A 24,256-nucleotide genomic window follows, 5' to 3' on the forward strand; every position below is an offset into this window, starting at 1 on the left:
GGACCATGGCCAAGCCCTCAGCCGCTTCGCAGCGTCTTCGTCGTCGCGAGCGCAAGAACATCACCGCCGGCGTCGCTCACGTGAACGCCTCCTTCAACAACACGATGATCACCATCACCGACGCGCAGGGCAACACCATCGCCTGGTCGTCGTCGGGCACGATGGGCTTCAAGGGCTCGCGCAAGTCGACCCCCTACGCCGCCCAGGTCGCCGCCGAGGACGCGGGCCGCAAGGCCCAGGAGCACGGCATGAAGACCCTCGAGGTCGAGGTGAAGGGTCCGGGTTCGGGGCGTGAGTCGGCGCTGCGCGCCCTGCAGTCGATCGGCTTCCAGATCACCTCGATCCGCGACGTCACGCCGATTCCGCACAACGGCGTCCGTCCGCCGAAGAAGCGTCGCGTCTAAGAAGCATCGCTACTCCGCACCCGCGGGGATCCGCCGTTCCGGGACAGGCGCCGCAGCCATCGCGGCGCCATCGGATGGGAATGGCCGGTCCCCGCGGACGTGTGTCCACTCCGATGGCATGAGGTAATACCGTGGCTCTTCAGAAGAACTGGCAGGAACTGATCAAGCCGAACAAGCTGGACATCCAGCCCGGTGACGACGCCGACCGCACGGCGACCGTCGTGGCCGAGCCGCTGGAGCGTGGCTTCGGTCTGACGCTCGGCAACGCGCTGCGCCGCGTGCTGCTCTCCTCGCTGCAGGGTGCGGCCGTCACGGCGATCCACATCGACGGCGTGCTGCACGAGTTCTCGTCGATCCCCGGCGTGCGCGAGGACGTGACCGACATCGTCCTCAACATCAAGTCGATGGGTCTGCGCATGGGCGGTGACGGCCCGAAGCGCATGCGCCTGCGCGCCGAAGGCCCCGGCGAGGTGAAGGCCGGCATGATCGAGACCGGCGCGGACATCCAGGTGATGGACCCGGACCTCGTGATCTGCACGCTGGACAACGGCGCCCGCCTGAACATGGAACTGACGGTCGAGACCGGCAAGGGCTACGTCCCGGCCAGCCAGAACCGTCCGGAAGACGCCCCGATCGGCCTGATCCCGGTCGACGCGCTGTTCTCGCCAGTCCGCAAGATCTCCTACAAGGTCGACAACGCCCGCGTCGGGCAGGTCACCGACTATGACCGCCTGTCGATGGTCGTCGAGACCAACGGCGCCGTGAAGCCGGACGACGCGGTGGCTCTGGCCGCCCGCATCCTCCAGGACCAGCTGCAGCTGTTCATCAACTTCGAGGAGCCGACCCACGCGGTCGCCGAGGAGAAGCACGAGGAGGTTCCGTTCAACAAGAACCTGCTCCGCAAGGTGGACGAGCTGGAACTGTCGGTCCGTTCGGCCAACTGCCTCAAGAACGACAACATCGTCTACATCGGCGATCTGGTGCAGAAGACGGAGGCGGAGATGCTCCGCACGCCGAACTTCGGCCGCAAGTCGCTGAACGAGATCAAGGAAGTGCTGGCCCAGATGGGTCTGCACCTCGGTATGGAAATCCCGAACTGGCCGCCCGAGAACATCGAAGAGCTGGCCAAGCGTCTGGAAGAGCCGTACTAAGTCTCGCAGGTTCCATTGCCCCCTCCCTGACCCTCCCCCGCTTCGCAAGGGAGGGGATGATCTCCCTCCCTCGCCGAAGGCGGGGGAGGGCGCCGGGGAGGGGCCAAGTTCCCAGGGCCACCAACCGGCCCGCCCCGCACCGTACCAGCCGAAAACTGGGCGGTCGGGTTCACCACCGGCTCCCCGAGGGGGGCCACGCCATGAAGGAGGACCGTCATGCGTCACGGCGTTTCCGGACGTAAGTTCAGCAAGACCACCAGCCACCGCAAGGCCATGTTCTCGAACATGGCGAATGCGCTGATCAAGCACGAGCAGATCAAGACGACCCTGCCGAAGGCCAAGGATCTGCGCCCGATCGTCGAGCGTCTGATCACGCTCGGCAAGAAGGGTGGCCTCGCCAACCGCCGTCTCGCCTTCGCGCAGCTGCGCGACGACGCGATGGTGACCAAGCTGTTCACCGTCCTGGCCGACCGCTACAAGGACCGCCAGGGTGGCTACAGCCGCGTCCTGAAGGCCGGCTTCCGCTACGGCGACGCCGCCGCCATGGGCGTGATCGAGCTGGTCGACCGCGACGTCGCCGCCAAGGGCCAGGATTCGGGCCCGGTGGAGATCAAGGACGAGGTCGAGGCCGAGGGCTGAGCCCACGGTTGAGCTTTCGTGAAATCTTGTCGCCGCCGTTGCCCACCGGGTTTCGGACGACGATATAGGTGACCGACCGGCCCTCCCTTCGGGTTCACCCCCGGAGGGAGGGTTTCCGGTTTTCGGGTTCCGCCACTTCGGGAGGGCGCCGCGCGCGCGGTATGCTGAAACCTCTCTACAACCGGATTCTCAAGCTCTCCGCCCGCAAGGACGCCGTCTGGTGGATGTCCGCCGTCTCCTTCGCGGAAAGCTCCTTCTTCCCCCTCCCGCCCGACGTCATGCTGGTGCCGATGTGTCTGGCGGAGCCCAAGAAGCTCTGGCGCTACACCAACATCTGCGCACTGGCCTCGCTGATCGGCGGGCTGTTCGGCTACGCGGTCGGGTTCTATCTGTTCGAGAGCATCGGACGGCTGATCATCGACCTCTACAACGCGCAGGAGTCGTTCCAGCGCTTCCAGGACATGTTCGCCGAATTCGGCCCCTGGTTCCTGATTCTCAAGGGCATCACGCCCATACCCTACAAATTGCTGACGATCACCGCGGGATTCGCGCACCTCGACCTGACGGTGTTCATCCTGTGCTCGATCGTCGCACGATTCTCGCGATTCTACATGATCGCGATCCTGCTGCATTTCTACGGGCCGCAGGTGCGCGACATCATCGAGAAGCGGCTGATGCTGGTGACGACCGTTCTGCTGGTCATCATCATCGGCGGACTGCTGAGCTTCAAGTTCGTGTGAGCGGCGCGGGGCTCGGCCCCGCGCGTCACCCGCATTCATCCGGTCAACATCAAATCCGGCCAGATCAATCCGGCCAGATCAATCCGGCATCCCGCGGTCCTGGCGGTTGCGCTCCGACGGGGGCAGGGCGTTGCGCTCGCGGCGGTCGCGCATGACCATCACGCCGATGGCCAGCGCCATGCCGATGCCGGCCAGCAGGGGCAGGACGATCTCGCCGGCGCTGACGGTGGGCATGGCGAGCATGCGCACGACGAGCAGCAGCAGGCCGCCGATCAGCAACGCCACGAAGACGGTGGTCGAGGTCCGGCGGCGCGGCGACGGGCCGGGGTTGTTGGGACTCATTTGAGGCATTCCCTTATCGCTTGCGTTCCCGGCATAGTGGGCGCCGAGCCCGCGGCATGGTCCATGCGGGGGACCATCCGCCAACGTCCGGGGTCACGCAAGAACAATGGGAGTCAAAGCCGAGATGTTCCGTCCGAAACTCATTCTGGGGCCGGTGCTGGCCCTCGCCATGGTTGCGCTCGCCGCCTGCGCGGACGCGCCGGGGCGTTCATCCGGCGCCGCCGTGGGCGGTGCTCCGGCGGCCTCCACCACGCCGTCCACCGGCGCGCCATCCACGCCGCGCCCGGCCCGTGGGGTCGAGGACCCGTCGCTCCGCCTCGACGGCGGCGTCGGCAGCGACGATTCCTGTCGCGCCCAGTGCGAGCGCAGCAACAACTCCTGCATGGACTCGGTGGCCGCGCGCACGCAGAGCGGGCTTGACCGTCCGGACCGTGGCGGCATCTTCTCGCCGACCGACAACTGCCAGCATTCGCTGCGCATGTGCTACCAGCGCTGCGGCGCGCCCACCAACCAGTGACCGGTCCGGTGCGATCGGTGGATCAACGATGAGCAAGCGCGGCGACTCCGGAGCCACCGGCGGCCTGTTCGAGGCGGGCGCGCCCCGCCCGCTGGCCGACCGGCTGCGCCCGCGCAGCCTGGGCGAGGTCGTCGGGCAGGAGCATCTGCTGAAGCCCGACGGCCCGCTGGGCCGCATGGTCGCTGCGCGTCGGCTGGCCTCCATGATCCTGTGGGGGCCGCCCGGCTGCGGCAAGACGACCATCGCGCGCCTGCTCGCCCTATCCACCGACCTGCATTTCGAGCCGCTGTCGGCGGTCTTCTCCGGCGTGGCCGACCTGCGCAAGGTGTTCGACGCCGCGCGGGCGCGGCGCGCGGCCGGGCAGGGCACGCTGCTGTTCATCGACGAGATCCACCGCTTTAACCGCTCCCAGCAGGACGGCTTCCTGCCCTACGTGGAGGACGGCACCGTCACGCTGGTCGGTGCCACCACCGAGAATCCGTCCTTCGAGCTGAACGCGGCGCTTCTGTCCCGGGCGCAGGTCTTCGTGCTGAATCGGCTCGACGACGCGGCCCTGGAAAAGCTGCTGTCGCGGGCGGAGGCGGAGATGGGCCGCCCGCTGCCGCTGACGCCGGACGCGCGGGCCGCGTTGAAGGCGATGGCCGACGGCGACGGGCGCTTCTGCCTGAATCTCTGCGAGGAGCTGTTCGCCCTGCCGGTGCCGGAGGACGGCGCGCTTCTCGACAACAACGCGCTCACCACCGCCATCCAGCGCCGCGCCCCGCTCTACGACAAGGCGCAGGAGGGCCACTACAACCTCATCAGCGCGCTGCACAAGTCGTTGCGCGGGTCGGACACCGACGCGGCGCTCTACTGGTACGCCCGGATGCTGGAGGGTGGGGAGGACCCGCGCTACATCGCCCGCCGGCTGACTCGCTTCGCGGTGGAGGACATCGGCATGGCCGATCCCAACGCGCTGGCGCAGGCCACCGCCGCCTGGGAGGCCTACGAACGGCTGGGCAGCCCGGAGGGCGAACTCGCCATCGCCCAGCTCGTCATCTATCTGGGGACGGCGCCGAAATCGAACGCCGGCTACACCGCCTACAAGAGCGCGGTGCGCGCCGCCAAGGAAACCGGCAGCCTGATGCCGCCCAAGCACATCCTGAACGCCCCGACCAAGCTGATGAAGCAGATCGGCTACGGCAAGGGCTACGAGTACGACCACGACACGGCGGACGGCTTCTCCGGCCAGAACTACTTCCCGGAGGGGATGGCGCGGCGCGCCTTCTACCAGCCGGTCGAAAGGGGCTTCGAGCGCGAGATCAAGAAGCGCCAGGACTACTGGGCGCGCCTGCGCGACCGCAAGGCGGCCGAGGGCGAGGAGTAGGAGCGTCTCACGGCTTCGGATAGGCGACCCCGAGGATCCACACGGGGGCTTCCGGCGGCCCGATCCGTTCGAACACGTAGGTCACGGTTTCACTGGTGAAGGGCCGCGCGCGAACGCAGCGCCCCGCCCCGTCGGTTTCTTCGCACCGCATCGAGGGGACATGAACGCTCAGCGTCTTGCCGTACTGGATGCTGCCGATCTCGTCGCCGCACAGCAGTTGTCCCGGATGGCTGGTCAAGGCCTGCCATGCCGCGTCCCAGGACCGGCGGTCGGCGAACATCGGCGTGCCGACGCTCTGCCCGGCTTTGGGCGGTGGCTCCGCGCCCAGGATGTGCCGCGCGAGACGCCCGCCCTCCGCCATGTTGCGTTCGGGATCGGCGGAAAGCTGGACGCTTTGGATTTCCAGGCAGGGAGCGCTCCATGCCGGGGCGGTGGACAAGAGCAAGCCGGCGATGAGCAGTCCGGCAATGCTGAGGGTGGGCATGGGGATACTCCGGTGCAATGATCCTGCGCTGACTGTCGGACGTTCCGTTTTCAGCATCGTGAAATTGGATTGGGGCGATCCGGAATGACGACGAGGGCCGCGATGCCGGACTTGGGGCGCTTCATCGCCATCGACTGGTCGGGCGCCGCGGGCAAGCGCTACGCCGGCATCGCCGTGGCCGAATGCGGTGCGGAGGGGCCGCCCCGGATTGTCGTGCCCACGGAGCGGCAATGGTCGCGCACCGCCGTGTTCGAGTGGCTGCTGGATGGGCTGGAGCGCGGTCCGGCGCTGGTCGGGATCGACTGCGCCTTCTCGCTGCCCTTCGACGTGGCCGGACGCTACTTCCCGGACCCCGACGCGGCGACGGCCTTCGACCTGTGGGACCGGGTGGAGGCGGTGGCCGGGGGTGAGCCGGACTTCGCCGGGGGCGGCTTCGCGGCGCACCCCGACTATGGCGCCGATTTCTGGCGGGCCGGGACCCAGCCGGACTGGTACCGCGACCCGCACCGGCTGACCGAGCGGGTGTGCCGCGCCGACGGCTATGGCAGCCCGCAGAGCCCCTACAAGCTCATCGGCGCCAAGCAGGTGGGCAAGGGCGGTCTGGCCGGGATGCGCATGCTGCGCGCGCTGAAGCAAGCGGCCCCGGAGCGGGTGGCGGTGTGGCCCTTCGATCCGTCGGGGCCGGGCCGCACGGTCTTCTGCGAGATCTACCCACGCCTGTTCCTCATCCGCGCCGGCTTCGGCCTGCGCAAGATCCGCGACGGGGCGGCGGTTGATGCCGCGCTGGCCGCCCTCGGCGCGCCGCCCGCCGGCCTGTCCGGGGCGCTCACCGACCACGACGCGGACGCGCTGGTCTCCGCGGCGGGGCTGCGCTGGCTGGCCGGGCGGGAGACGGTGTGGAGCCCGCCGGCGATGGACGCGCGGGCGCGGCGGCAGGAGGGCTGGATCTTCGGCGTGGGCGACCGGAATGCGGGGCTTCCTGCGCCCGGCGCGTGACAAGCCGCCGCAATTCTGGCTCTAATCCGCGCGGGATGTCCGTCGTCCCGTCCGTTCCGGAGGCTTCGTGATCGCATCACCGTCCACGCTCGCCGCGGTCGCCGTCGGTGGCGCCGTCGGCTCCATGGCGCGCTATCTGCTGATGACGGCGGTCGGCCAATGGCTGGGCACGCAGTTTCCCTACGGGACGCTGATCGTGAACGCCGTGGGCTGCTTCACCATGGGCGCGCTGGCGGAGCTGGCCGCGCTGGTGTGGTCGCCCTCGCCGGAGCTGCGCGCGTTGCTGATGGTCGGGGTGCTGGGGGGATTCACCACCTTCTCCTCCTTTACGCTCGATGTCGGGCTGCTGGTGGAGCGGAACGCCCTGCCGGCGGCGGCGGGTTACATCCTGGCCTCGATGGTGCTGACCATCGCGGGTTTCTTTGCCGGCCTCGCGGTCGTGCGTTCTCTTGTTTCGGTGCCCGTTTGATGAGTGAGAACAAGTCCCCCAGCGTTGAAACCCGGACCGTGACGTCCGACGAGGCCGATGTGCGCCTCGACCGCTGGTTCAAGCGCCATTTCCCCGACGTGGGGCACGGCTATCTGCAGAAGCTGCTGCGCACCGGCCAGATCCGCGTGGACGGCAAGCGGGCGGAGACCTCGACCCGGCTCGCCGCCGGCCAGTCCATCCGCATCCCGCCGCTGGCCGACTGGGCCAAGCCGGAGGGCGCCGCGCCGGCCCCGGCTCCGAAGAAGCCGGCCATGTCCGACAAGGACATTGCGGCGCTCCAGGCGCTGGTCCTCTTCAAGGACGGCGACGTCATCGCGCTGAACAAGCCGGCCGGGCTCGCCGTTCAGGGCGGCACCAACACCACCAAGCATCTCGACGCCATGCTGGACGCCCTGCGCTTCGACGCGAAGGAGCGGCCCAAGCTGGTCCACCGGCTGGACAAGGACACCTCGGGCGTCCTGCTGCTGGCGCGCAACACCTTCGCGGCGTCCAAGCTGACGGAGCAGTTCCGCGGCCGCGACGTGCGCAAGATCTACTGGGCCGCCACGGTCGGCGTGCCGAAGCCCTACCAGGGCAAGATCGACCTCGCGCTGGCCAAGGAGGGCGGGCCGCAGGGCGAGCGGGTGGCCGGCGACGAGGACGACGGCAAGCGCGCCGTCACCTACTACACGGTGCTGGAGAATCTGGGCAAGCAGGCGGCCTTCGTCGCCATGTGGCCGCGCACGGGGCGCACCCACCAGCTTCGCGTCCACATGAACGCCATCGGCACGCCGATCCTGGGCGACGGCAAGTACGCCGGGCAGGGGGCCTATCTTCCGGGCGCCGAGGTCCAGAAGAAGCTGCACCTGCACGCCCGGCGGCTGATCCTGCCGCACCCGCGCGGCGGCAACCGGATGATCGACGTGACGGCGCCGCTGCCGGACCACATGCTGACGACCTGGAAGTATCTGGGCTTCAGCGCCAGCCTGAAGGGCGATCCGTTCGAGGGGGTCGAGTAAGGCGGGGGCCTCACCCCGCCTCGCGGCCCTCCAGAAACGCCGTCAGCTGCTCCGACGCCTGCCCGACATGCTCGGTGACCAGCCGGCAGGCCGCGTCCGCATCCCCCGCGCGGCAGGCCGCCAGCAGCGCGCGGTGCTCGTCCTGCGACCGCGGTAGATAGCCCAGCGCCGCGAACTGGAAACGCAGATAGCGGTCGGCGGCCAGCAAATGCTGCTCCGTCAGCGCCAGCAGCCGGGGCCGCCCGGCCCGCGCGTAAAGCGTCATGTGGAAGCGCCGGTTCAGCTCCCCCATGCGGCCCGGATCGGCCTCCCCGTCCATCTCCGCGATCAGTTCCTCCGCCTGATCGAGGTCCGCCGCCGTCAGGGCGGGCAGCGACAGGCGCAGCGCCATCGGCTCCAACGCTATGCGGATCGCCCCGATGTCGGCGCCGTCCGCCGCCGAGATTTCCGCGACGACGGCACCGCGGTGTGGGTGGAACTCGGCCAGCGCCCGCGCCTCCAGCTGGCGCAGCGCCTCGCGCACCGGCATGCGGCTGACCCCGAAGGTTTCTGCCAACTCCTCCTGCCGCAGGGGCGTGCCCGGCGCGATGACCCCGCTCAGGATCGCCTCGCGCAGCGTCGCCTCCACGAACTCCGTGGTGGTGCGGTGGCGCGGCTGCGCCCGCGCCACGAGGCGCGACAGCCCGTCGTTGACCGCCATGCGTGATCTCCCCTTGCCAGGATATTGGATCCAATCTATCACCCTTCTCATCGTCCCGCATCCCCGATGGAGGGTTTCGCGCCATGTCCTCTTCCGACACCGTCCCGGCGACGGGCCTTTCGACGGGGCTTTCCCTGCGCGCGGTCGGCGCCGGCCTGCTGGCGGCCCTGGTCGGCTACGCCAGTTCGGTGGCGGTGGTCATCCATGGCCTGACCGCCGTGGGCGCCGGCACGGAGCAGGTGGTGTCGGGCCTCGTCCTCGTCGGCCTCGCCATGGGGGTGACGGCGATGGGGCTCAGCCTGCACCGGCGCAAGCCGATCAGCATCGCCTGGACGACGCCGGGCATGGCCCTGCTGGCCGCCACCGGGGCGGTGGAGGGCGGATTCGCGGCCGCGGTGGGTGCCTTCGTGGTGACCGGGGTGCTGATTGTCCTGGCCGGGCTGTGGGCGCCGCTCGGCCGCTGGATCGCCGCGATCCCCAAGCCGCTGGCCAACGGCATGCTGGCGGGCATCCTGCTGAAGCTGTGCCTCGCCCCCTTCCTGGCGGTGTCGCAGGCGCCGGGGATGGCGCTGCTGGTGCTGGCGACCTGGGCGCTGGTCGGGCGGGTGGCGCGGCTCTACGCCGTGCCCGCCGCGGTGGCGGTCGCGCTGGGGGCGATGGCGCTGGACTCTTCCGGCGGTTTGGCCGGCGGTTTGGCCGGCGGGGCGGCGCTGTCCGGCGCGCTGTGGCCGAGCGTGACCTTCGTCCAGCCGGTCTTCACCTGGGAGGCGATGGTCGGCATCGCCCTGCCGCTGTTCGTCGTCACCATGGCGTCGCAGAACATCCCCGGCCTCGCCGTGCTGGCGACCTACAACTACGCGCCGCCGACCCGTCCGATCTTCCTGGCGACGGGGGCGGCCTCCGCCCTGACGGCGCTGGGCGGTGCGCCGACCGTCAACCTCGCGGCGATCACCGCGGCGCTCTGCGCCAGCCCGGACGCCGACCCGAACCCGGCGCGGCGCTGGCAGGCCGCCTTCGTCGGCGGCATCGGCTACATCCTGTTCGCAGGGCTGGCCGGGGTGACGGCGGTGATGGTCACCCGCTCCCCGCCGATCCTGATCGAGGCGGTGGCCGGGCTGGCCCTGGTCGGCGCCTTCGGCTCCGCCCTGATGGGCGCGGTGCAGGTGGAGGCGAACCGCACCGCCGCCCTGGTCACCATGCTGGTCACCGCCTCCGGCCTGTCCTTCGCCGGGGTGGGTTCGGCCTTCTGGGGCCTGCTGCTGGGCGGGGCGGTCCATCTGCTTTACTGGCGTCCCTCGGTGTCGCAGCCGGCAAAGTGAGTTGCGCTTTCCCGACGCGGCCCGCATAAGTCCGGTACGACCCGCGTCCCGGAGGCGATGCCCGTGAGCAGTTCAGAGAATGCCCGTCCCCTGCGGCTGGCCCTGTTCGATTGCGACGGCACGCTGGTGGACAGCCAGTTCGCCATCATCGACGCCATGACCACCGCCTGGGCGGCCCACGGGCTGGGCGAGCCGGACCCGCTGGAGGTGCGCCGCATGGTCGGGCTGCCGCTGGTGCAGGCGGTGTCGCAACTGCTGCCGAACCTCGACACCGAGCGCCATGTGGCCGTCGCGGAAAGTTACAAGGACGCCTTCGCGGCGCTGCGCCACCGCGGCGACCTGCACGAGCCGCTGTTCCCCGGCCTGCGCGACACGCTGGACGCGCTGGAGGCGGAGGGCGTGCTGCTCGGCGTGGCGACCGGCAAGTCGCGGCGCGGGCTGGACGCCGTGCTCGCCCATCACGGGCTGACCGAGCGCTTCGTCACGCTCCAGACCAGCGACATCGGCCCCGGCAAGCCGCACCCCGACATGGTCTACCGCGCCCTGGCCGAAACCGGGGTGGAGGCGGCGCGGACGGTTGTGATCGGCGACACCACCTACGACATTCAGATGGCCCGCAACGCGCGGGTCGCGTCGGTCGGCGTCTCCTGGGGCTATCACGCGGTGGCCGAGCTGGAGGCCGCCGGGGCCGACCGCATCGTCCATCGCGGGCGTGCGGTGGCCGGCGCCGTGCTGGACCTGTTGCACCGTTAAGAGAGCATTCGAAGGACCCTGATGAAGCGCTTCTACAAGACCGCCTCCGTCGACGAGGCCGCCGGCGGCGGCTTCGAGGTGCGCCTGGACAACCGCCCGATCCGCAGCCCGGCCAAGGCGCCGCTGGTCTTCGCGAGCTGGCCGCTGGCCCAGGCCGTCGCCGCCGAATGGGACGCGCAGCCCGAGGACATCGCCCCGGACAGCATGCCGCTGATGCAGCTCGCCAGCACGGCGGTGGACCTGATCGGCAAGGGCCGCGCCGCCATCGTGGACGGCGTGGCCGCCTATGCGGAGACGGACCTGCTCTGCTACCGCGCGGAGCATCCCCGGAATCTGGTGGAGTTGCAGGCGCAGCGCTGGCAGCCGCTGCTCGACTGGGCGACGCTGCGCTACGACGCGCCGCTGCACGTCAACGCCGGGCTGATGCCCAAGCCGCAGCCGCCCGAGGCGCTGCGCGCCCTGCGCAACGCGGTCGAGGCCTACGACGACTGGACGCTGTCGGCGCTCCAGACCGCGACCGGCTCCTGCGGCTCGCTGATCGTCGCGCTGGCGCTGGTCGAGGGGCACATCGACGCGGAGGAGGCTTTCGCGGTGTCGCAGCTCGACGAGACCTTCCAGATCGAAGCCTGGGGCGAGGACCCCGAGACGACCAAGCGCCGTGCCGCCCTGCGCGTGGACATCGCCGCCTGCCGCCGCTTCGTCGATTTGCTGCGGGCCTGATCATCCGTCGGATGGCAACGGAATAAAGCGCCACGGCGGGCGTCCTGTCAGTGAGGGCCGGGTCCGATCGCCCGACCCATCACGACAGGGAGGTTCCGTCCATGCACCGCTTCACCCGTTTCACCGCCGCCGCGGCGATCGCGCTGGCGCTCGGCCTCGTGGCGCCGTCCGCCTTCGCGCCGTCCGCCTTCGCACAGGGCGCCATGCCCGCCAAGACCGGCCAGTCGGCCGGCGGCCCTGTGCTGACCGACAGCAAGGGCATGACGCTCTATGTCTTCGACCGCGATTCGGGCGGCAAGTCCGCCTGCAACGGGCAGTGCGCCACCAACTGGCCGCCGCTGATGGCCCCGGCGGGCGCCAAGGCGATGGGCGACTATACGGTCGTCACCCGCGACGACGGCACCATGCAGTGGGCCTACAAGGGCAAGCCGCTCTACGGCTGGGCGAAGGACGGCAAGCCGGGCGACACCACCGGTGACGGGGTGAACAACGTCTGGCACGTCGCCCGCCCGTAAAGGCAGCCCTGAACAGGGAAAAGCCCCCGCGGCGCTTGGCCGCGGGGGCTTTTCGTGTCCGGACCGGTGGTTACTGGCCGGTGCCCGACGGGGCGGCCGGCGGGGTGCCGGTGGCGCCGCCCGGGGCGGTCATGGTGCCGGAGGTGCCGGTGGAGGAGCGGCTCGCCGCGCCGTTCACCGTGTCGCCGGCCTTGTCCTTGTTGCGGTTCAGCGAGGTGGTGGTGTCGGAGTACTCGAACTCCGCCATCTCCTTCACCTGGTCGCGGGTCATGCCCGAAAGCTGGACGCGCTCCTGCTGGGCGTCCCAGGTGGCGTTGCCGATGTCCACGGCGATCTGCTTCTCGCCGATGCCGAGGAAGCCGCCCGAGGAGATCACGAGCTGGCGGGCCTGGCCGTTGCTGTCGAGGATCACGTCCTCGACCTCGCCGACCTTCTCGTTGTCGGAGCCGTAGACGTTCTTGCCCATCATGTTCTCGGCGCTGGCCATCTGGCCGCCGGTCAGGCCCGCGGCGCTGCCGGTCGCGGCGCTACCCGGGGTGCTGCCGCTCTTGTTCATCTCGGTCGCGGTCGGGGCGCCGGTGGTGGGGCTGCCGGTGGTCGGTGACGTGGTCTGCGCCATCGCCGTGCCGGTCATCAGCGCCAGGACGGACGCAGCCGCGATGATTTCCCTACGCATAACTCACTCCTCTCCGTGTTTCGGCGTTTCTGTCGAGTGCCTTGGTTTGTCTCGGTAAGGCAATTCGACAACAGGGCCTCGGCGGGAATGGTCACGCGGAAAATCGAAAAAATCTTTCGGCTAGTCCGTGCAAGTTTCGGGAATAAAAGTCACGAAGAACTCAAAAGCTTGCCCAGACTGGCTTTGTCGGCGTGACTGTGGCCTCTCCGGCTGTCAAGACCAGTCCGTCTTGCCCCGCTCGGGTGAGGTCTTCCAGTCGCAACAAGGCCAGGGCGGAGGAGCCCTGACCGCTGCGGATCTCGCCGACCTCCTTGCCCTCCAGCGTCACAGGCGTGCCGGGGGCGGGCAGGGGACCGTTCAGCGTCACCGGGAACAGCTTCTTCTTGATCAGGGCGCGGTACTTGGTGCGGGCGGTCAACTCCTGCCCCATGTAGCAGCCCTTGTCCCAGGAGATGGCGTTGAGGTCGTCCAGATCGTTCTCCAGCGGCAGCGCCTTGTCGGGCGTGAGGTCGCGGCTGCCCTCCGGAACGCCGAGCGACAGGCGCAGCCGGTCGTAGTCCTCCGCGCTGCGCGGAGCGAAGCCCGCGGCCTCCAGCGCCGCCGCGGCGCCGTCGCGCGGCAGGAAGGCCCGGGCGCCCAGCGCCGGCAGGCGGGGGTCGGTGAAGGCGACGCCGCCCGCGAAGGGAACCGCTGCACCGGCCTCCTCCGGCAGGCCCAGCCGGGCGAGCGTATCGCCGCCGAACAGGACGACGGCCAGCAGGGTGCCGGCGCGGTCCTCCAGCGTGATCTTGGAGCGCAGCTTGTACATCTTCAGGCGGCGCAGGAATTCCTCGCGCCGGTCCGTCTCGGGGTCGAGCAGAAGGGCGCCGTCCGATTCGGCGATGCGGAAGTCGTGCAGGAACTTGCCCTGGGGGGTCAGGAACAGGGCGTAGACGGCGCGGTCCGCTGCGACGCGGCGGACGTCGTTGGACACCAGCCCTTGCAGGAAGGCCGCCCGGTCCTCGCCCGCGACCGCGATGACGCCCCGATCCTCCAGGATCGCGTAGCCCGCCTGTTCCGCCGTCATGCCCGTGCTCCGATTGTCCCGTTCAAGTCCCCGATAGTTGGGCGAAGGGGGCAGGGGAGGCAAGGGTGGCGAGGTCTGTGCCCTTGCATGGCGCGTCCGCCTTTTCCGCGGACGCGCCACGGTGCAAGCCGTGGTCGATGGACCGTCAGACGGTCCTTCAGGCGGGCCGTCAGGCCGCCGGAGGTTCGATCCGCAGGACCTGCACCGATTTGGTGCGGCCGTCGAGCGTGCCGTAGGCGATGGATTGCCCCTCGGACAGGCCGAGCAGGGCGGCGCCCACCGGGGTCAGGATCGAGATGCCGTCCTGGCGCCGGGCCGCTTCGTCCGGTGTGATGAGTGTGGCGGTGTGCCGCGTGCCCCGGTCGTCCGCGAAGGTGACCCGGCTGCCGAGCCGGACGAAGGGCGTGCCGCCGCCGTCGGGGGAATCCGCGACATCGGCGCGGTCGACCTCGCGCTGGAGGAAGTCGATGACGCCGGCGGGCTGGCTGAGATGGGCGAGAAGGACGTCGAGACGCCCAAGGTCATGGGGGGTGATTCGGATCGGCGGCGGATCGCCGAGCATCGACTTGCGGTTCATTCCAAAAGCTCCATAAGCAAAGGCCGCCGGAAATGGCGGCCCTTTCCATAGCTGATGACGACGGCGGCCTCTTGTCAACCGTGCGGCGGCATGGCATCTGTCCGTGTGCGAAGCAACTGCTGATTTGTTGGGTCATCTGCCGCTTTGTTGGGCTGCGACAGGCGCCCGAAACGGGGCGAATGACCGCAGGCTGGGCAACCGCTTCCCCTGTTGACGGCGAACAGCCTTGACGGGCAAGACTCTCCGAAAGTGGCATGGCTTTGGCAATGCCCTGCCGACTTCACCCCTACCCGGTCCGCCTCCTTGGATTCCCCATCCGTGTCATCCCCTCCGCACCGGCTCGAACTGCGCGGCATCACCAAGCGCTTTCCGGGCTGCTTGGCGAACGATCAGGTCGATCTCGTCCTCCGGCCGGGCGAGATCCACGCGCTGCTGGGCGAGAACGGCGCCGGCAAGTCGACGCTGGTGAAAATCATCTACGGCGTCCTGCACGCCGACGCCGGCCGGATCCTGTGGAACGGGCAGGACACCCGCATTCCCGACCCGGCGGGCGCCCGCCGGCTGGGCATCGGCATGGTGTTCCAGCATTTCTCGCTGTTCGACACGCTGACCGTTGCCGAGAACATCTCGCTCGGCCTCGACCAGCCCGGCCCGATGGACGCGCTGTCGGCGCGCATCGCCGAGGTGTCGGAACGCTACGGCCTGTCGCTGGACCCGCGCCGCCACGTCCACAACCTGTCGGTCGGCGAGCGGCAGCGGGTGGAGATCGTGCGCTGCCTGCTCCAGGACCCCAAGCTGCTGATCATGGACGAGCCGACCTCGGTCCTGACGCCGCAGGAGGCGACCCGCCTGTTCGAGACCCTGCGCCGGCTGGCGGCGGAGGGCTGCACGATCCTCTACATCAGCCACAAGCTGGAGGAGATCCGCGCGCTCTGCGACACCGCCACGGTGCTGCGCGGCGGGCGCGTCGTGGGGAGCTGCGACCCGCGCAAGGAAACCGCGCGCAGCCTCGCCGAGATGATGATCGGCACCGAGCTGTCGACCCCGGAACGGCTGCCGCAGGGCGAGGCCGGGGCGGCGAAGCTGCAGGTCCGGCATCTCTCCACCACCTCGGACAACCCCTTCGCCACCAACCTGAAGGACGTGTCCTTCGAGGTGCGGGCCGGCGAGATCCTCGGCATTGCCGGGGTGGCCGGCAACGGGCAGGCGGAGCTGATGGCCGCGCTGAGCGGCGAGGCTCTGGTGCCGGACCCGGCGTCGGTCGCCATCGAGGGGCGACCCGCCGGCCATCTCGGCCCGCGCGAGCGGCGCCTGCTCGGCCTCGCCTTCGTGCCGGAGGAGCGGCTGGGCCGCGGCGCCGTGCCGGAGCTGAGCCTGTCGGAGAACGCGCTGCTCTCCGGCTACGCCCGCGAGCCGCTGGTGCGCAGCGGGCTGGTGCATTTCGGGCGGGCGCGCTCCTACGCCGAGCGGATCATCGGCGCCTTCAACGTGGTCACCCACGGCCACCGGGCGGAGGCGCGGTCGCTGTCGGGCGGCAACCTCCAGAAATTCATCATCGGCCGCGAAATCCTGCAGAAGCCGCGCCTGCTGGTGGTCGGCCAGCCGACCTGGGGCGTGGACGCGGGTGCCGCGGCGGCGATCCACCGGGCGCTGATCGACCTCGCGCGCTCCGGCGCCGCCGTCCTGGTGATCAGCCAGGATCTGGACGAGCTGTTCGTGCTGAGCGACCGCATCGCCGTGCTGTTCCACGGCCATTTGTCGGAAAGCCGCCCCACCCACCACACCAGCGTGGAGGAGATCGGCCTGCTGATGGGCGGCCTGTTCAACCACCCGCCCGACGAGGATGAGGTGGACCGTGCAGTTTGAACGCGACTTGCCCCCTCTCCCGCCCCGGGAGAGGGAAGGGGCCCGCGCCGCGCGCGGGAAGGGTGAGGGTCCAGCGTGGAAAAAGCGCCTGATCCTTGCGTCACCCTCACCCGGCCGCCTGCGGCGGCCACCCTCTCCCGGGGCGGGAGAGGGGACGACGTGCGCCGGAGCCTTTTCATGACCCTCCTCCGTCTCGAACCCCGCGGCGAGGCGTCGCGCGCGATGGTCTACGCGACGCCGCTGCTGGCGGTCGCGCTCACGCTCGTCAGCGGCTTCCTGCTGTTCTGGGCCATGGGCTTCGACCCGGTGAAGGCGCTGCACGCCTTCTTCATCGCGCCGCTGCTGTCGCTGCGCGGCCTGGGTGAACTGGCGGTCAAGGCGACCCCGCTGGTGCTCTGCGCGATCGGGCTGGCCATCGGATTCCGCGCCAACGTCTGGAACATCGGGGCCGAGGGGCAGCTCACCCTCGGCGCCATCACCGGCGGCGGGCTGGCGCTGGCCTTCTACGGCGAGGGCGGCTGGTGGCTGCTGCCGCTGATGATCGTCGCGGGCATGGCCGGCGGCGCCCTGTGGGCGGCGATCCCCGCCTTCCTGCGGGTGCGCTTCAACGCCAGCGAGATCCTGACCAGCCTGATGCTGAACTACGTGGCGCTGCATCTGCTGAACTACCTGATGCACGGCCCCTACCGCGACCCCGACGGCTTCGCCTTCCCGGAATCCCGCCTGTTCGAGGCCGACGCGGTGCTGCCGCTGCTCGTCGCCGGGACGCGCGTGCATCTGGGATCGCTGTTCGCCCTGCTGGCGGTGGCGGCGGGCTGGTTCCTGATGGCGCGGACCTTCATCGGCTTCCAGATCAAGGTCATCGGCCTGACTCCGACGGCGGCGGGCTACGCCGGCTTCAATCAGAAGAAGATCATCTGGCTGACGCTGCTGCTGTCCGGCGCGCTGGCCGGCTTGGCCGGGCTGGGCGAGGTCGCCGGGCCGATCGGCCAGATGAACCCGACCATCTCTCCCGGCTACGGCTACACCGCCATCATCGTCGCCTTCCTGGGGCGGCTGCACCCGGTGGGCATCCTGCTCGCCGGCTTCCTGATGGCGCTGTCCTTCATCGGCGGCGAGGCGGCGCAGATCGCGCTCGGCCTGCCCAAGGCCATCACCGGCGTGTTCCAGGGCATGCTGCTGTTCTTTCTGCTGGCGACCGACGTGTTGATCCGTTACCGCGTGCGCTTCGGCGCGAAAGGCGCTGCCGGGACTGGGGTGGGGAGGGCCGCGGCATGAGCGCCGAACTGGCCCTTCTCGGCCCGATCCTCGCGGCCATGCTGGCCGCCGCCACGCCGCTGCTGTTCGCAGCCCTCGGCGAGCTGGTGGTGGAGAAGTCCGGCGTCCTGAATCTGGGCGTCGAGGGCATGATGCTGGTGGGCGCCGTCTGCGGCTTCGCCGTGGCGGTGCAGACCGGCAGTTCCACCGCTGGATTCGTCGCGGGGGCCGCGGCGGGGGCGGGCATGGCGGCGCTGTTCGGGGTGCTGACCCTGCTCCTGCTCGCCAACCAGGTGGCGACCGGCCTCGCGCTGACGCTGTTCGGCGTCGGCCTGTCGGCGCTGATCGGGCAGGGATTCGTCGGCATCCCCATCGCCGACGTGCCGGAACTCTACATCCCCGGCTTGACCGACCTGCCGGTGATCGGCAAGGCGCTGTTCGGGCAAGACGCGCTGGTCTATCTGGCGCTGGCGGCGGTGCCGGCGGTGCACTGGTTCCTCTACGCCACGCGCAAGGGGCTGATCCTGCGCGCGGTGGGCGAGAACCACGCGGCGGCCCACGCGCTCGGCTACAAGGTCATCCGCATCCGCTTCCTCGCCGTTCTGTTCGGCGGCGCCATGAGCGGCATGGCCGGGGCCTACCTGTCGCTCGACTACACCCCGATGTGGGCGGAGGGCATCTCCGCCGGGCGCGGCTGGATCGCGCTGGCGCTGGTCGTCTTCGCCACCTGGAAGCCGGGCCGCGTGCTGCTCGGCGCCTGGCTGTTCGGCGGGGTGACCATCGCGCAGCTCCACGTCCAGGGGCTGGGAATCGACATTCCGTCACAACTCTTGTCGATGCTGCCTTATCTGGCTACCGTCATCGTCCTGGTGGTGATTTCACGCGATGTCGCCCGAATCCGGCTGAACGCGCCGGCCAGCCTCGGGAAGGTCTTCCATCCCGATGCCTGATGGGCCGATGCCTGACAGGCCCCGGGATGTTTGCAAGTCTTACGTTCGTGCTCAATCAATTGGATCAGGGAGCAAACACGTGAACAGAAGGACCATGGGCAAGGCCCTGATGGGTCTGGCCACCGGCGCCGCCATGCTGGCGCTGGGCGTCGGCGCGGCCGACGCGCAGGAGAAGATGAAGGTCGGCTTCGTCTATGTCGGTCCGATCAGCGACCACGGCTACAGCTACCAGCACGACCAGGGCCGTCTGGCCGTGGAGAAGGAGCTGGGCGACAAGGTCACCACCACCTTCGTCGAGAACGTGCCCGAGGGCGCCGACGCCGAGCGCGTGATCGAGCAGCTGGCCTCCTCCGGCCACAAGCTGATCTTCACGACCTCCTTCGGCTTCATGAACCCGACGCTGAAGGTCGCGCAGCGCCACCCCGACGTGAAGTTCGAGCACGCCACCGGCTACAAGCGCTCGGCCAACGTCGCCACCTACTCGGCGCGCTTCTACGAGGCCCGCACGGTCATCGGCCAGATCGCCGGCAAGATGACCAAGTCGAACATCATCGGCTACATCGGCTCCTTCCCGATCCCCGAGGTCGTCAGCGGCATCAACGCCTTCACCATCGCCATGCGCGAAGTGAACCCGAAGGCCGAGGTGCGCGTCGTCTGGGTGAACAGCTGGTACGACCCCGGCAAGGAAGCCGAGGCCGCCAAGGCGCTGATCGACCAGGGCGCCGACGTGATTTCCCTGCACACCGACAGCCCGGCGGCCATCCAGGTCGCGCAGGAGCGCGGCCTGTGGGTGTTCGGCCAGTCGTCGGACATGACCCGCTTCGGCCCGAAGGCGCACCTGACCGCCATCGTGGATGACTGGCGCGAGTATTACGTGAACCGCGTCAAGGCGGCTCTGGACGGCTCCTGGAAGTCGCAGGACACCTGGGGCGGCTTCAAGGACCACATGCTGTTCCTGGCCCCCTACAACCCGGCGCTCCCGGCGGACGTCGTCGCGGCGGCCGAGAAGACCCGCACCGACATCATGGAAGGCAAGCGCCACTCCTTCCAGGGCCCGGTGAAGGACCAGTCCGGCAAGGTCGTGATCGCCGAGGGCAAGCAGGCCACGGACGAGCAGATCCTGAAGATGGACTGGTACGTCGAGGGCGTGCAGGGCAAGGTTCCGAAGTAAGCCGGAACCGGTTGCCAAGAAGGAAAAGGGGAGGCTCCGGCCTCCCCTTTTTTGTTGCCCGCTTTTTTATGGGCCGCCGCTCAGCCCGGCTGGCGGCCCAGCGCGGCCCAGCCGGCGGGGGCGAGGCGCATCACCTCCGGCCCGCTGCCGGCTGGGTTGGGCTCCATCGTCACCAGCTCCCGGTTCTCGAACCAGACCCAGCGGGGAACCTCCGCCGCGGTGGGGACCCAGCCCCCGGCCATCCGCTCCAGCACCGCCAGATCGGCGGCGGCGATCGGGAATTTCGGCTTCGCCGGGGCACGGTTGGGCGCGGCGGGGGCGGGCGGGGGCGCCGACGGGGCGTCCTGCCCGGCGCGGGCGTGTATCCAGGCCGTCTGGAAGGCGGTCAGGGCCTCGTTCAGTTCCCCGCGCAGCGGCTCGGACGGGCAGCGCAGGTAGCGGTCGAGCAGGGCGTGCAGGGACTCGGCGGAGGGGGGCGGGGTCTCGGGCATGGGGCGGTTCCGTGGTCGGCGTGGTCCGGCACCGCAGCCATAAACGCAAGGGGCAGGAAAAGGAAGGCTCCGCCGCTTCAGGGAGCGCGGCGGAGCCTGTCGAGGAGGCACAATCCCCTGTGCTGCCTGACTCCAAACACACCCACCGGCCCGCCGGTTCCACCTTCCCTTCCGGGGTGACCCGCAAGGCTGCGGTCCGAACGCCGGGTCGACGCGTTGTCAGCCGCAGGACAGGCTCTCGCGTCGGAAAGGGAAGCGCATCGTGGGGAACGGATTTCAGAAGGCGTCGCGGGTCATGTATTTCCTGGCGACCGGCGTGTTGATGCTGTTCGCCCTGGTGTTCATCGGCGTGGCCGCCTATTCGGTGTTTCACAGCCTTCTGCTCCTCGACATCGAGGCGACGACCCACGGGCTGCTGAACGGCGTCGGCATGATCGTGCTGGCCATCGCCGTCTTCGAGATCGCCAAGTATCTCTATGAGGAGGAGTTGGAGCACGACCGCGAGCTGCGCCATGCGGACGAGGCGCGGCGCACCCTGACCAAGTTCCTGACCACCATCATCATCGCCGCCAGCCTGGAAGGGCTGGTGCTGGTGTTCGAGGCGCGGACCTCGGACATGAGCGACATGGTCTACCCGGCCATCCTCCTGATGGTCATCGTCTTCATGGTGCTCGGGCTGGGGCTCTACCAGCTGATCAGCCGACGGGCGGAGACCATCGACCCGAAGGAGGGGGATTCCTGACCGCCCCTCGCGTTCCAACATAGCTGGAAGGAGTTGTTGATCCCTCCCAGCCAGAGCGGAGCGCCCCCCATGTTCGATCCCGCCCAGATCGGCCGCATCTCTCCCGTGGAGCAGGCCGATGCCCTGCGCACCCTGATCGCCGTCTTCGCCACCGCGGTGGTGCGGCCCGGCGAGGCGGCGCCGCGCAACGCCGTCAGCGCCGAGATCGTCGACATCCTCGACGAGGTGCCGGCGGAGCGGGTGGAGGCGGTGGCCCAGCTCTTCACCATGATGGCTCTGCGCCTGCGGCGGAAGGGACGGCCGCGCCGCACCGCCTTCCGCCTGACCCTGGAGACGGCGCTGCTCGCCCGCTCCTACGTCGGGGAGCCGGCGCCGCGCAACGAGACCAGCTACCTGTCGTCCGACCGGCCCGGCCTGGGAGAGATCGACCACGCCTGCAACGCGATGCTGGAGCGCATGGCCGGGGTGCCGGACGAGGAGCAGCGGGCGTGGCTGACCGCGCAGGTGATCGCCACCGGCCTGATCGACGCCGACCGCCGCCACCGGCTGGGCGGCCCCGACCGCGACCTGGGCGACATGGCGGTGGCGGAGTTCCTGCTGCGCACGGCCGCCCAGTATCTCGCCGCCACCGCCGTCCGCACCCCGCCCGGCGAGAGCAAGGACTGAGGCTGGTGGGGCGGGCTCACTGCAGGGCGATGATCGCGGCCATGGTCGCGTAGCGCTCGATCGACTGGGAGGAGGGCGAGCGCATCGCCTGCCGGGTGATGGCGAGCTGGTTTTCGTGCGAGACCGGCTGCCGCACCCCCAGATGCGCGACCACCTTGGCGAGCGGCACGACATGGGCGGAGGACAGCTCCCAATTCACGATGGCGCCGCCCGCCGGGCGCCCGGGCGTGACGGCGGACGGCGCGACCCGCAGCGTGATCGAGGAGGCCAGCGACTCCAGTCCGGTCACCGGGACGAAATACAGCGTGAAGCTTCGTGAGGTCGGGCGCCAGGGTTCCGCCGCCCGCCCGTCGGGGAAGGCGAGGCCGGTCTGTTCGTGGAACAGGCGCTGGAGCGCTGCGAGCGGGCTGATGACGCTTTCGAAGCCGCCGCCGGGCAACGCCCATTGGCCCGCGGCGTCGACGACCCGCGGCTCCGCCGGGCCGCGCCCCCACCAAGTGCTGACCTCGCGCCGCCGGACGATCAGGACCTTCGTCCCCTCCAGAAACGCCACATGGACATGGCGCATCGCCTGTTCCCCCGCATCCCGTTGGCTTCGCTGCCGGAGACGGGTGGGCGGGGCAGTGTGTGAACGGTCTAGGGAGAGGGGACCACGCGGTTTCGCCCTTCGGCCTTCGCCCGATACAGCGCGGCGTCGGCCACCCGGAGCGCGTCGTCGAGGCCGCCTGGGGCGTCCGGTGCAACGGGCGCGACGCCGAAGCTGGCGGTCATGCGGAACGGATCGCCGTTCAGACCCATTTCCTGGGCGGCGACGCGCCGGCGCAAGCGCTCCGCCACGACCGAGGCATCCGCCAGAGCGGTGTTGGGGAGCAGAACCACGAATTCCTCTCCGCCGTAGCGCCCGATCAGGTCGCCGGGGCGCAGGGCGTCGCCCAGCGTCCGGACGAATCGCTGCAACGCCTCGTCCCCGGCGGCGTGGCCGCGGCTGTCGTTGATGCGCTTGAAATGATCGATGTCGGCGATCAGCAGGGACAGGGGCTGCCGCGACCGCAGCGATCGCCGGATCTCCTCGTCCGCACGGTCGAGAAGGGCGCGCCGGTTGGCGACTCCGGTCAGCGGATCGGTCCGCGCCTGCGCGACCAGCAGCCGGTGCATGTCGGTGATGCGGCCGCCCGCCTTCAGCCGCGCCTTGAGGTGGGCGCGGTTGACCGGCTTGTGGATGAAGTCGTCGGCTCCGGCGTCCAGCGCCTTCATCTCGTAGAAGGGCTCGTCGTGGGACGTCATCAGGATCAGGTAGCTGTAGGCGGTGCGCGGATCGGCCTTCAGAAGCCAGCACACCTCCAGCCCCGACAGCCGCGGCATCTCCCAATCGATGATGGCGATGTCGAAGGATTCGGCCTGGGCAAGGTTCAGCGCTTCCCGGCCATCCCTGGCCAGGATCACGTCATGGCCGTAGGACGCCACCTGCTCCGAGAGCATGGAGCGCATCAGGACCGTATCGTCGGCGATGAGCACGCGCATGGCGGGAAACTGCCTCATACCTTCGTCATCGGTCAATGAATGGAAGGCCGCTGCAGCATCATTTCTGGGCGTCCTCCCCTGCCGTCCTATCGCCTTCACGGTAACGTTGCGCCTAAGGTCATGGTCGCCGCGCCGCGCCCCTTGCGGCATAGTACGGGCCGTACGGGGCGCCCAAATCCGGGCGCGCAACGCGAGAGGGGACAGCATGGCCCGCTACACGGGCGTCTACGGATTTCCGGAATCGGCCGACGGCGCGCGGCGTCTGGCCGAAGCCCTGAAGGTTCCCTGCCACATCGCCGAGCTGCACCGCTTTCCGGACGGCGAAAGCCTCGTCCGCCTGCCCGAAGCCGTCGAGCGGGCGGTGGTCTACCGCTCGCTCGACCGGCCGAACGACAAGCTCGTGGAACTGACGCTGGCCGCCTCCGTGCTGCGCCGGCAGGGCGCCACGGAGCTGTGCCTCGTCGCGCCCTACATGGCCTACATGCGCCAGGACGCCGTGTTCCGCCCCGGCGAGCCGGTCAGTCAGACGGTGGTGGGGGACTGGCTGGGCCGGCTGTTCGACCGCTTCGTCTGCGTGGAGCCGCACCTGCACCGCACCCACACGCTGGACGAGGTGTTCGTCGGGCGGCCCTCCGTCTGCCTCAGCGGCGCCGGTGCCATCGCCGAGCGGCTGCGCAGCGACGGGGTCGCGCCCGACACCGTGATCGTCGGCCCGGACGAGGAGGCGGCCCCTCTGGTCGAGGCGGTGGCCGGGCCGCTCGGCCTCACCGCCCTGGTCGGGCGCAAGGAGCGGCGCGGCGACCGCGACGTGACGGTCTCCCTGCCCGACGGCGCGCCGCTGGCCGGGCGGCCGGTGGTGATCGTCGACGACGTCATCAGCTCCGGCGAGACCATCTTCTCCTGCGCGCGGGCCGCGCGGGCCGCGGGGGCGGCGTCGGTCCGGGTGTTCGGCGTCCATGCCCTGTTCGACGCCGCGGTGGCCGCCCGCTTCGAGACGGAAGGGCTGGGCACGCCGTTGTCCTGCGACGGGGTTCCGCACCCCAGCAACGCCCTGCCGCTCGCCCGGCTGATCGCCGACGCGCTGGCAATCCCCCGTTGACGGCTCCCCGTTGACGGGCCGGTAACCCTTCGTCGGGCAG

Annotated in this window: 29 protein-coding genes; 20 read left to right on the plus strand and 9 right to left on the minus strand. The window is 69.8% G+C overall.

The genetic code is table 11. The features are described 5' to 3' along the window. The first annotated feature begins 5 nt into the window (after nt 1–5). The 4 genes from rpsK (at nt 6) to D3869_RS12715 (ending at nt 2,934) form a co-directional block, all read left to right on the plus strand. A complete protein-coding gene (gene rpsK / locus D3869_RS12700; protein WP_012974490.1) occupies nt 6–404 on the plus strand; it encodes a 30S ribosomal protein S11 in 399 nt (132 codons plus the stop codon). A gap of 131 nt (nt 405–535) precedes the next feature. Then, nucleotides 536–1,555 (plus strand): DNA-directed RNA polymerase subunit alpha, encoded by a 1,020-nt coding sequence (locus D3869_RS12705; protein WP_014240055.1) that lies wholly within the window; start codon nt 536–538, stop codon nt 1,553–1,555. A gap of 216 nt (nt 1,556–1,771) precedes the next feature. Then, entirely contained in the window at nt 1,772–2,194 is a 423-nt protein-coding gene (gene rplQ, locus D3869_RS12710; protein WP_094304321.1) for a 50S ribosomal protein L17, read from the plus strand. A 161-nt stretch (nt 2,195–2,355) separates the two neighbouring features. Beyond that, entirely contained in the window at nt 2,356–2,934 is a 579-nt protein-coding gene (locus D3869_RS12715) for a YqaA family protein (RefSeq protein WP_014240057.1), read from the plus strand. 78 nt (nt 2,935–3,012) lie between these two features. On the opposite strand, the gene D3869_RS12720 is transcribed toward D3869_RS12715, so the two are convergent. Then, the gene (locus D3869_RS12720) at nt 3,013–3,276 is read right to left on the minus strand and encodes a hypothetical protein (RefSeq protein WP_137140332.1); all 264 of its coding nucleotides are present in this window, start codon (nt 3,274–3,276) and stop codon (nt 3,013–3,015) included. Nucleotides 3,277–3,400: 124 nt separating this feature from the next. On the opposite strand from D3869_RS12720, the gene D3869_RS12725 reads away from it, so the two are divergent. Further along, on the plus strand, nt 3,401–3,793 hold the full coding sequence (locus tag D3869_RS12725) for a hypothetical protein (protein WP_137140333.1): 393 nt from the start codon (nt 3,401–3,403) through the stop codon (nt 3,791–3,793). A 28-nt stretch (nt 3,794–3,821) separates the two neighbouring features. Beyond that, entirely contained in the window at nt 3,822–5,159 is a 1,338-nt protein-coding gene (locus D3869_RS12730; protein WP_137140334.1) for a replication-associated recombination protein A, read from the plus strand. A 7-nt stretch (nt 5,160–5,166) separates the two neighbouring features. Here D3869_RS12730 and D3869_RS12735 read toward each other — a convergent pair whose 3' ends face one another. Then, nucleotides 5,167–5,643, minus strand: a complete 477-nt coding sequence (locus tag D3869_RS12735) for a hypothetical protein (protein WP_137140335.1) — start codon at nt 5,641–5,643, stop codon at nt 5,167–5,169. 84 nt (nt 5,644–5,727) lie between these two features. On the opposite strand from D3869_RS12735, the gene D3869_RS12740 reads away from it, so the two are divergent. The 3 genes from D3869_RS12740 (at nt 5,728) to D3869_RS12750 (ending at nt 8,127) form a co-directional block, all read left to right on the plus strand. Next, the gene (locus D3869_RS12740) at nt 5,728–6,639 is read left to right on the plus strand and encodes a hypothetical protein (protein WP_137140336.1); all 912 of its coding nucleotides are present in this window, start codon (nt 5,728–5,730) and stop codon (nt 6,637–6,639) included. A 67-nt stretch (nt 6,640–6,706) separates the two neighbouring features. Further along, nucleotides 6,707–7,108, plus strand: coding sequence for a fluoride efflux transporter CrcB (crcB, locus tag D3869_RS12745; RefSeq protein ID WP_038528485.1), 402 nt, complete (start codon nt 6,707–6,709; stop codon nt 7,106–7,108). Then, entirely contained in the window at nt 7,108–8,127 is a 1,020-nt protein-coding gene (locus tag D3869_RS12750) for an RluA family pseudouridine synthase (RefSeq protein ID WP_137140337.1), read from the plus strand. Before crcB ends, D3869_RS12750 begins: the two co-directional genes overlap by 1 nt. Nucleotides 8,128–8,137: 10 nt before the next feature. Here the strand turns inward: D3869_RS12750 and D3869_RS12755 are convergent, their stop codons facing one another. After that, a complete protein-coding gene (locus D3869_RS12755; RefSeq protein ID WP_137140338.1) occupies nt 8,138–8,827 on the minus strand; it encodes a GntR family transcriptional regulator in 690 nt (229 codons plus the stop codon). A gap of 83 nt (nt 8,828–8,910) precedes the next feature. On the opposite strand from D3869_RS12755, the gene D3869_RS12760 reads away from it, so the two are divergent. The 4 genes from D3869_RS12760 (at nt 8,911) to D3869_RS12775 (ending at nt 12,134) form a co-directional block, all read left to right on the plus strand. Next, entirely contained in the window at nt 8,911–10,146 is a 1,236-nt protein-coding gene (locus tag D3869_RS12760; protein ID WP_137140339.1) for a benzoate/H(+) symporter BenE family transporter, read from the plus strand. A gap of 57 nt (nt 10,147–10,203) precedes the next feature. Then, nucleotides 10,204–10,899, plus strand: a complete 696-nt coding sequence (locus D3869_RS12765; RefSeq protein ID WP_137140340.1) for an HAD-IA family hydrolase — start codon at nt 10,204–10,206, stop codon at nt 10,897–10,899. Nucleotides 10,900–10,920: 21 nt separating this feature from the next. Beyond that, complete coding sequence (locus D3869_RS12770) at nt 10,921–11,619, plus strand: ATP12 family chaperone protein (RefSeq protein ID WP_035672877.1); 699 nt, start codon at nt 10,921–10,923, stop codon at nt 11,617–11,619. A 101-nt stretch (nt 11,620–11,720) separates the two neighbouring features. Then, nucleotides 11,721–12,134: a COG4315 family predicted lipoprotein gene (locus D3869_RS12775; RefSeq protein WP_175426459.1), complete on the plus strand. Its 414-nt coding sequence runs from the start codon at nt 11,721–11,723 to the stop codon at nt 12,132–12,134. 70 nt (nt 12,135–12,204) lie between these two features. Here D3869_RS12775 and D3869_RS12780 read toward each other — a convergent pair whose 3' ends face one another. The 3 genes from D3869_RS12780 to D3869_RS12790 all read right to left on the minus strand — a co-directional run bounded on the left by D3869_RS12780 (nt 12,205) and on the right by D3869_RS12790 (nt 14,453). Next, entirely contained in the window at nt 12,205–12,810 is a 606-nt protein-coding gene (locus D3869_RS12780; protein ID WP_137140341.1) for a PRC-barrel domain-containing protein, read from the minus strand. Between the two features lie 160 nt (nt 12,811–12,970). Then, nucleotides 12,971–13,876, minus strand: a complete 906-nt coding sequence (locus D3869_RS12785; RefSeq protein ID WP_137140342.1) for a YgfZ/GcvT domain-containing protein — start codon at nt 13,874–13,876, stop codon at nt 12,971–12,973. Nucleotides 13,877–14,045: 169 nt separating this feature from the next. Then, a complete protein-coding gene (locus D3869_RS12790) occupies nt 14,046–14,453 on the minus strand; it encodes a GreA/GreB family elongation factor (protein ID WP_137140343.1) in 408 nt (135 codons plus the stop codon). Nucleotides 14,454–14,771: 318 nt separating this feature from the next. On the opposite strand from D3869_RS12790, the gene D3869_RS12795 reads away from it, so the two are divergent. The 4 genes from D3869_RS12795 (at nt 14,772) to D3869_RS12810 (ending at nt 19,697) form a co-directional block, all read left to right on the plus strand. Beyond that, nucleotides 14,772–16,319 carry an ABC transporter ATP-binding protein gene (locus tag D3869_RS12795; RefSeq protein ID WP_137140344.1) on the plus strand — a complete coding sequence of 516 codons (1,548 nt, stop codon included), beginning with the start codon at nt 14,772–14,774 and terminating at the stop codon, nt 16,317–16,319. A gap of 177 nt (nt 16,320–16,496) precedes the next feature. Continuing rightward, nucleotides 16,497–17,597, plus strand: a complete 1,101-nt coding sequence (locus D3869_RS12800; RefSeq protein ID WP_137140345.1) for an ABC transporter permease — start codon at nt 16,497–16,499, stop codon at nt 17,595–17,597. Beyond that, nucleotides 17,594–18,526, plus strand: coding sequence for an ABC transporter permease (locus tag D3869_RS12805; protein ID WP_094304269.1), 933 nt, complete (start codon nt 17,594–17,596; stop codon nt 18,524–18,526). Before D3869_RS12800 ends, D3869_RS12805 begins: the two co-directional genes overlap by 4 nt. A 94-nt stretch (nt 18,527–18,620) precedes the next feature. Beyond that, the gene (locus D3869_RS12810) at nt 18,621–19,697 is read left to right on the plus strand and encodes a BMP family ABC transporter substrate-binding protein (protein ID WP_014240078.1); all 1,077 of its coding nucleotides are present in this window, start codon (nt 18,621–18,623) and stop codon (nt 19,695–19,697) included. An 80-nt stretch (nt 19,698–19,777) separates the two neighbouring features. Here D3869_RS12810 and D3869_RS12815 read toward each other — a convergent pair whose 3' ends face one another. Next, complete coding sequence (locus tag D3869_RS12815) at nt 19,778–20,188, minus strand: hypothetical protein (RefSeq protein WP_137140346.1); 411 nt, start codon at nt 20,186–20,188, stop codon at nt 19,778–19,780. A 262-nt stretch (nt 20,189–20,450) separates the two neighbouring features. Here D3869_RS12815 and D3869_RS12820 point away from each other — a divergent pair, with 262 nt between their 5' ends. Then, complete coding sequence (locus D3869_RS12820) at nt 20,451–20,930, plus strand: hypothetical protein (protein ID WP_109072737.1); 480 nt, start codon at nt 20,451–20,453, stop codon at nt 20,928–20,930. A gap of 69 nt (nt 20,931–20,999) precedes the next feature. Further along, on the plus strand, nt 21,000–21,596 hold the full coding sequence (locus D3869_RS12825) for a hypothetical protein (RefSeq protein ID WP_137140347.1): 597 nt from the start codon (nt 21,000–21,002) through the stop codon (nt 21,594–21,596). Between the two features lie 16 nt (nt 21,597–21,612). On the opposite strand, the gene D3869_RS12830 is transcribed toward D3869_RS12825, so the two are convergent. After that, nucleotides 21,613–22,164: an NUDIX domain-containing protein gene (locus D3869_RS12830; RefSeq protein ID WP_137140348.1), complete on the minus strand. Its 552-nt coding sequence runs from the start codon at nt 22,162–22,164 to the stop codon at nt 21,613–21,615. A 68-nt stretch (nt 22,165–22,232) separates the two neighbouring features. After that, nucleotides 22,233–23,135, minus strand: a complete 903-nt coding sequence (locus D3869_RS12835; protein ID WP_175426460.1) for a GGDEF domain-containing protein — start codon at nt 23,133–23,135, stop codon at nt 22,233–22,235. Nucleotides 23,136–23,322: 187 nt separating this feature from the next. Here D3869_RS12835 and D3869_RS12840 point away from each other — a divergent pair, with 187 nt between their 5' ends. Beyond that, nucleotides 23,323–24,216: a ribose-phosphate diphosphokinase gene (locus tag D3869_RS12840; protein WP_137140350.1), complete on the plus strand. Its 894-nt coding sequence runs from the start codon at nt 23,323–23,325 to the stop codon at nt 24,214–24,216. The last annotated feature ends 40 nt before the right edge of the window (nt 24,217–24,256 follow it).

Origin of the sequence: Azospirillum brasilense, from assembly GCF_005222205.1 — a bacterium.
Taxonomy (GTDB): Bacteria; Pseudomonadota; Alphaproteobacteria; order Azospirillales; family Azospirillaceae; genus Azospirillum; species Azospirillum brasilense_G.

Bases quoted from the DNA above. Each gene is read 5' to 3' on its own strand.
- D3869_RS12815 (WP_137140346.1), bottom strand. From the start codon at position 20,188: ATGCCCGAGACCCCGCCCCCCTCCGCCGAGTCCCTGCACGCCCTGCTC.
- D3869_RS12725 (WP_137140333.1), top strand. From the start codon at position 3,401: ATGTTCCGTCCGAAACTCATTCTGGGGCCGGTGCTGGCCCTCGCCATG.
- D3869_RS12770 (WP_035672877.1), top strand. From the start codon at position 10,921: ATGAAGCGCTTCTACAAGACCGCCTCCGTCGACGAGGCCGCCGGCGGC.
- D3869_RS12840 (WP_137140350.1), top strand. From the start codon at position 23,323: ATGGCCCGCTACACGGGCGTCTACGGATTTCCGGAATCGGCCGACGGC.
- D3869_RS12805 (WP_094304269.1), top strand. From the start codon at position 17,594: ATGAGCGCCGAACTGGCCCTTCTCGGCCCGATCCTCGCGGCCATGCTG.
- D3869_RS12780 (WP_137140341.1), bottom strand. From the start codon at position 12,810: ATGCGTAGGGAAATCATCGCGGCTGCGTCCGTCCTGGCGCTGATGACC.
- rpsK (WP_012974490.1), top strand. From the start codon at position 6: ATGGCCAAGCCCTCAGCCGCTTCGCAGCGTCTTCGTCGTCGCGAGCGC.
- D3869_RS12760 (WP_137140339.1), top strand. From the start codon at position 8,911: ATGTCCTCTTCCGACACCGTCCCGGCGACGGGCCTTTCGACGGGGCTT.
- D3869_RS12755 (WP_137140338.1), bottom strand. From the start codon at position 8,827: ATGGCGGTCAACGACGGGCTGTCGCGCCTCGTGGCGCGGGCGCAGCCG.
- D3869_RS12830 (WP_137140348.1), bottom strand. From the start codon at position 22,164: ATGCGCCATGTCCATGTGGCGTTTCTGGAGGGGACGAAGGTCCTGATC.
- D3869_RS12735 (WP_137140335.1), bottom strand. From the start codon at position 5,643: ATGCCCACCCTCAGCATTGCCGGACTGCTCATCGCCGGCTTGCTCTTG.
- D3869_RS12740 (WP_137140336.1), top strand. From the start codon at position 5,728: ATGACGACGAGGGCCGCGATGCCGGACTTGGGGCGCTTCATCGCCATC.
- D3869_RS12785 (WP_137140342.1), bottom strand. From the start codon at position 13,876: ATGACGGCGGAACAGGCGGGCTACGCGATCCTGGAGGATCGGGGCGTC.
- D3869_RS12810 (WP_014240078.1), top strand. From the start codon at position 18,621: ATGGGCAAGGCCCTGATGGGTCTGGCCACCGGCGCCGCCATGCTGGCG.
- D3869_RS12775 (WP_175426459.1), top strand. From the start codon at position 11,721: ATGCACCGCTTCACCCGTTTCACCGCCGCCGCGGCGATCGCGCTGGCG.
- D3869_RS12800 (WP_137140345.1), top strand. From the start codon at position 16,497: ATGACCCTCCTCCGTCTCGAACCCCGCGGCGAGGCGTCGCGCGCGATG.
- D3869_RS12715 (WP_014240057.1), top strand. From the start codon at position 2,356: ATGCTGAAACCTCTCTACAACCGGATTCTCAAGCTCTCCGCCCGCAAG.
- D3869_RS12765 (WP_137140340.1), top strand. From the start codon at position 10,204: ATGCCCGTGAGCAGTTCAGAGAATGCCCGTCCCCTGCGGCTGGCCCTG.
- D3869_RS12825 (WP_137140347.1), top strand. From the start codon at position 21,000: ATGTTCGATCCCGCCCAGATCGGCCGCATCTCTCCCGTGGAGCAGGCC.
- D3869_RS12835 (WP_175426460.1), bottom strand. From the start codon at position 23,135: ATGAGGCAGTTTCCCGCCATGCGCGTGCTCATCGCCGACGATACGGTC.
- D3869_RS12790 (WP_137140343.1), bottom strand. From the start codon at position 14,453: ATGAACCGCAAGTCGATGCTCGGCGATCCGCCGCCGATCCGAATCACC.
- rplQ (WP_094304321.1), top strand. From the start codon at position 1,772: ATGCGTCACGGCGTTTCCGGACGTAAGTTCAGCAAGACCACCAGCCAC.
- D3869_RS12750 (WP_137140337.1), top strand. From the start codon at position 7,108: ATGAGTGAGAACAAGTCCCCCAGCGTTGAAACCCGGACCGTGACGTCC.
- D3869_RS12720 (WP_137140332.1), bottom strand. From the start codon at position 3,276: ATGAGTCCCAACAACCCCGGCCCGTCGCCGCGCCGCCGGACCTCGACC.
- D3869_RS12730 (WP_137140334.1), top strand. From the start codon at position 3,822: ATGAGCAAGCGCGGCGACTCCGGAGCCACCGGCGGCCTGTTCGAGGCG.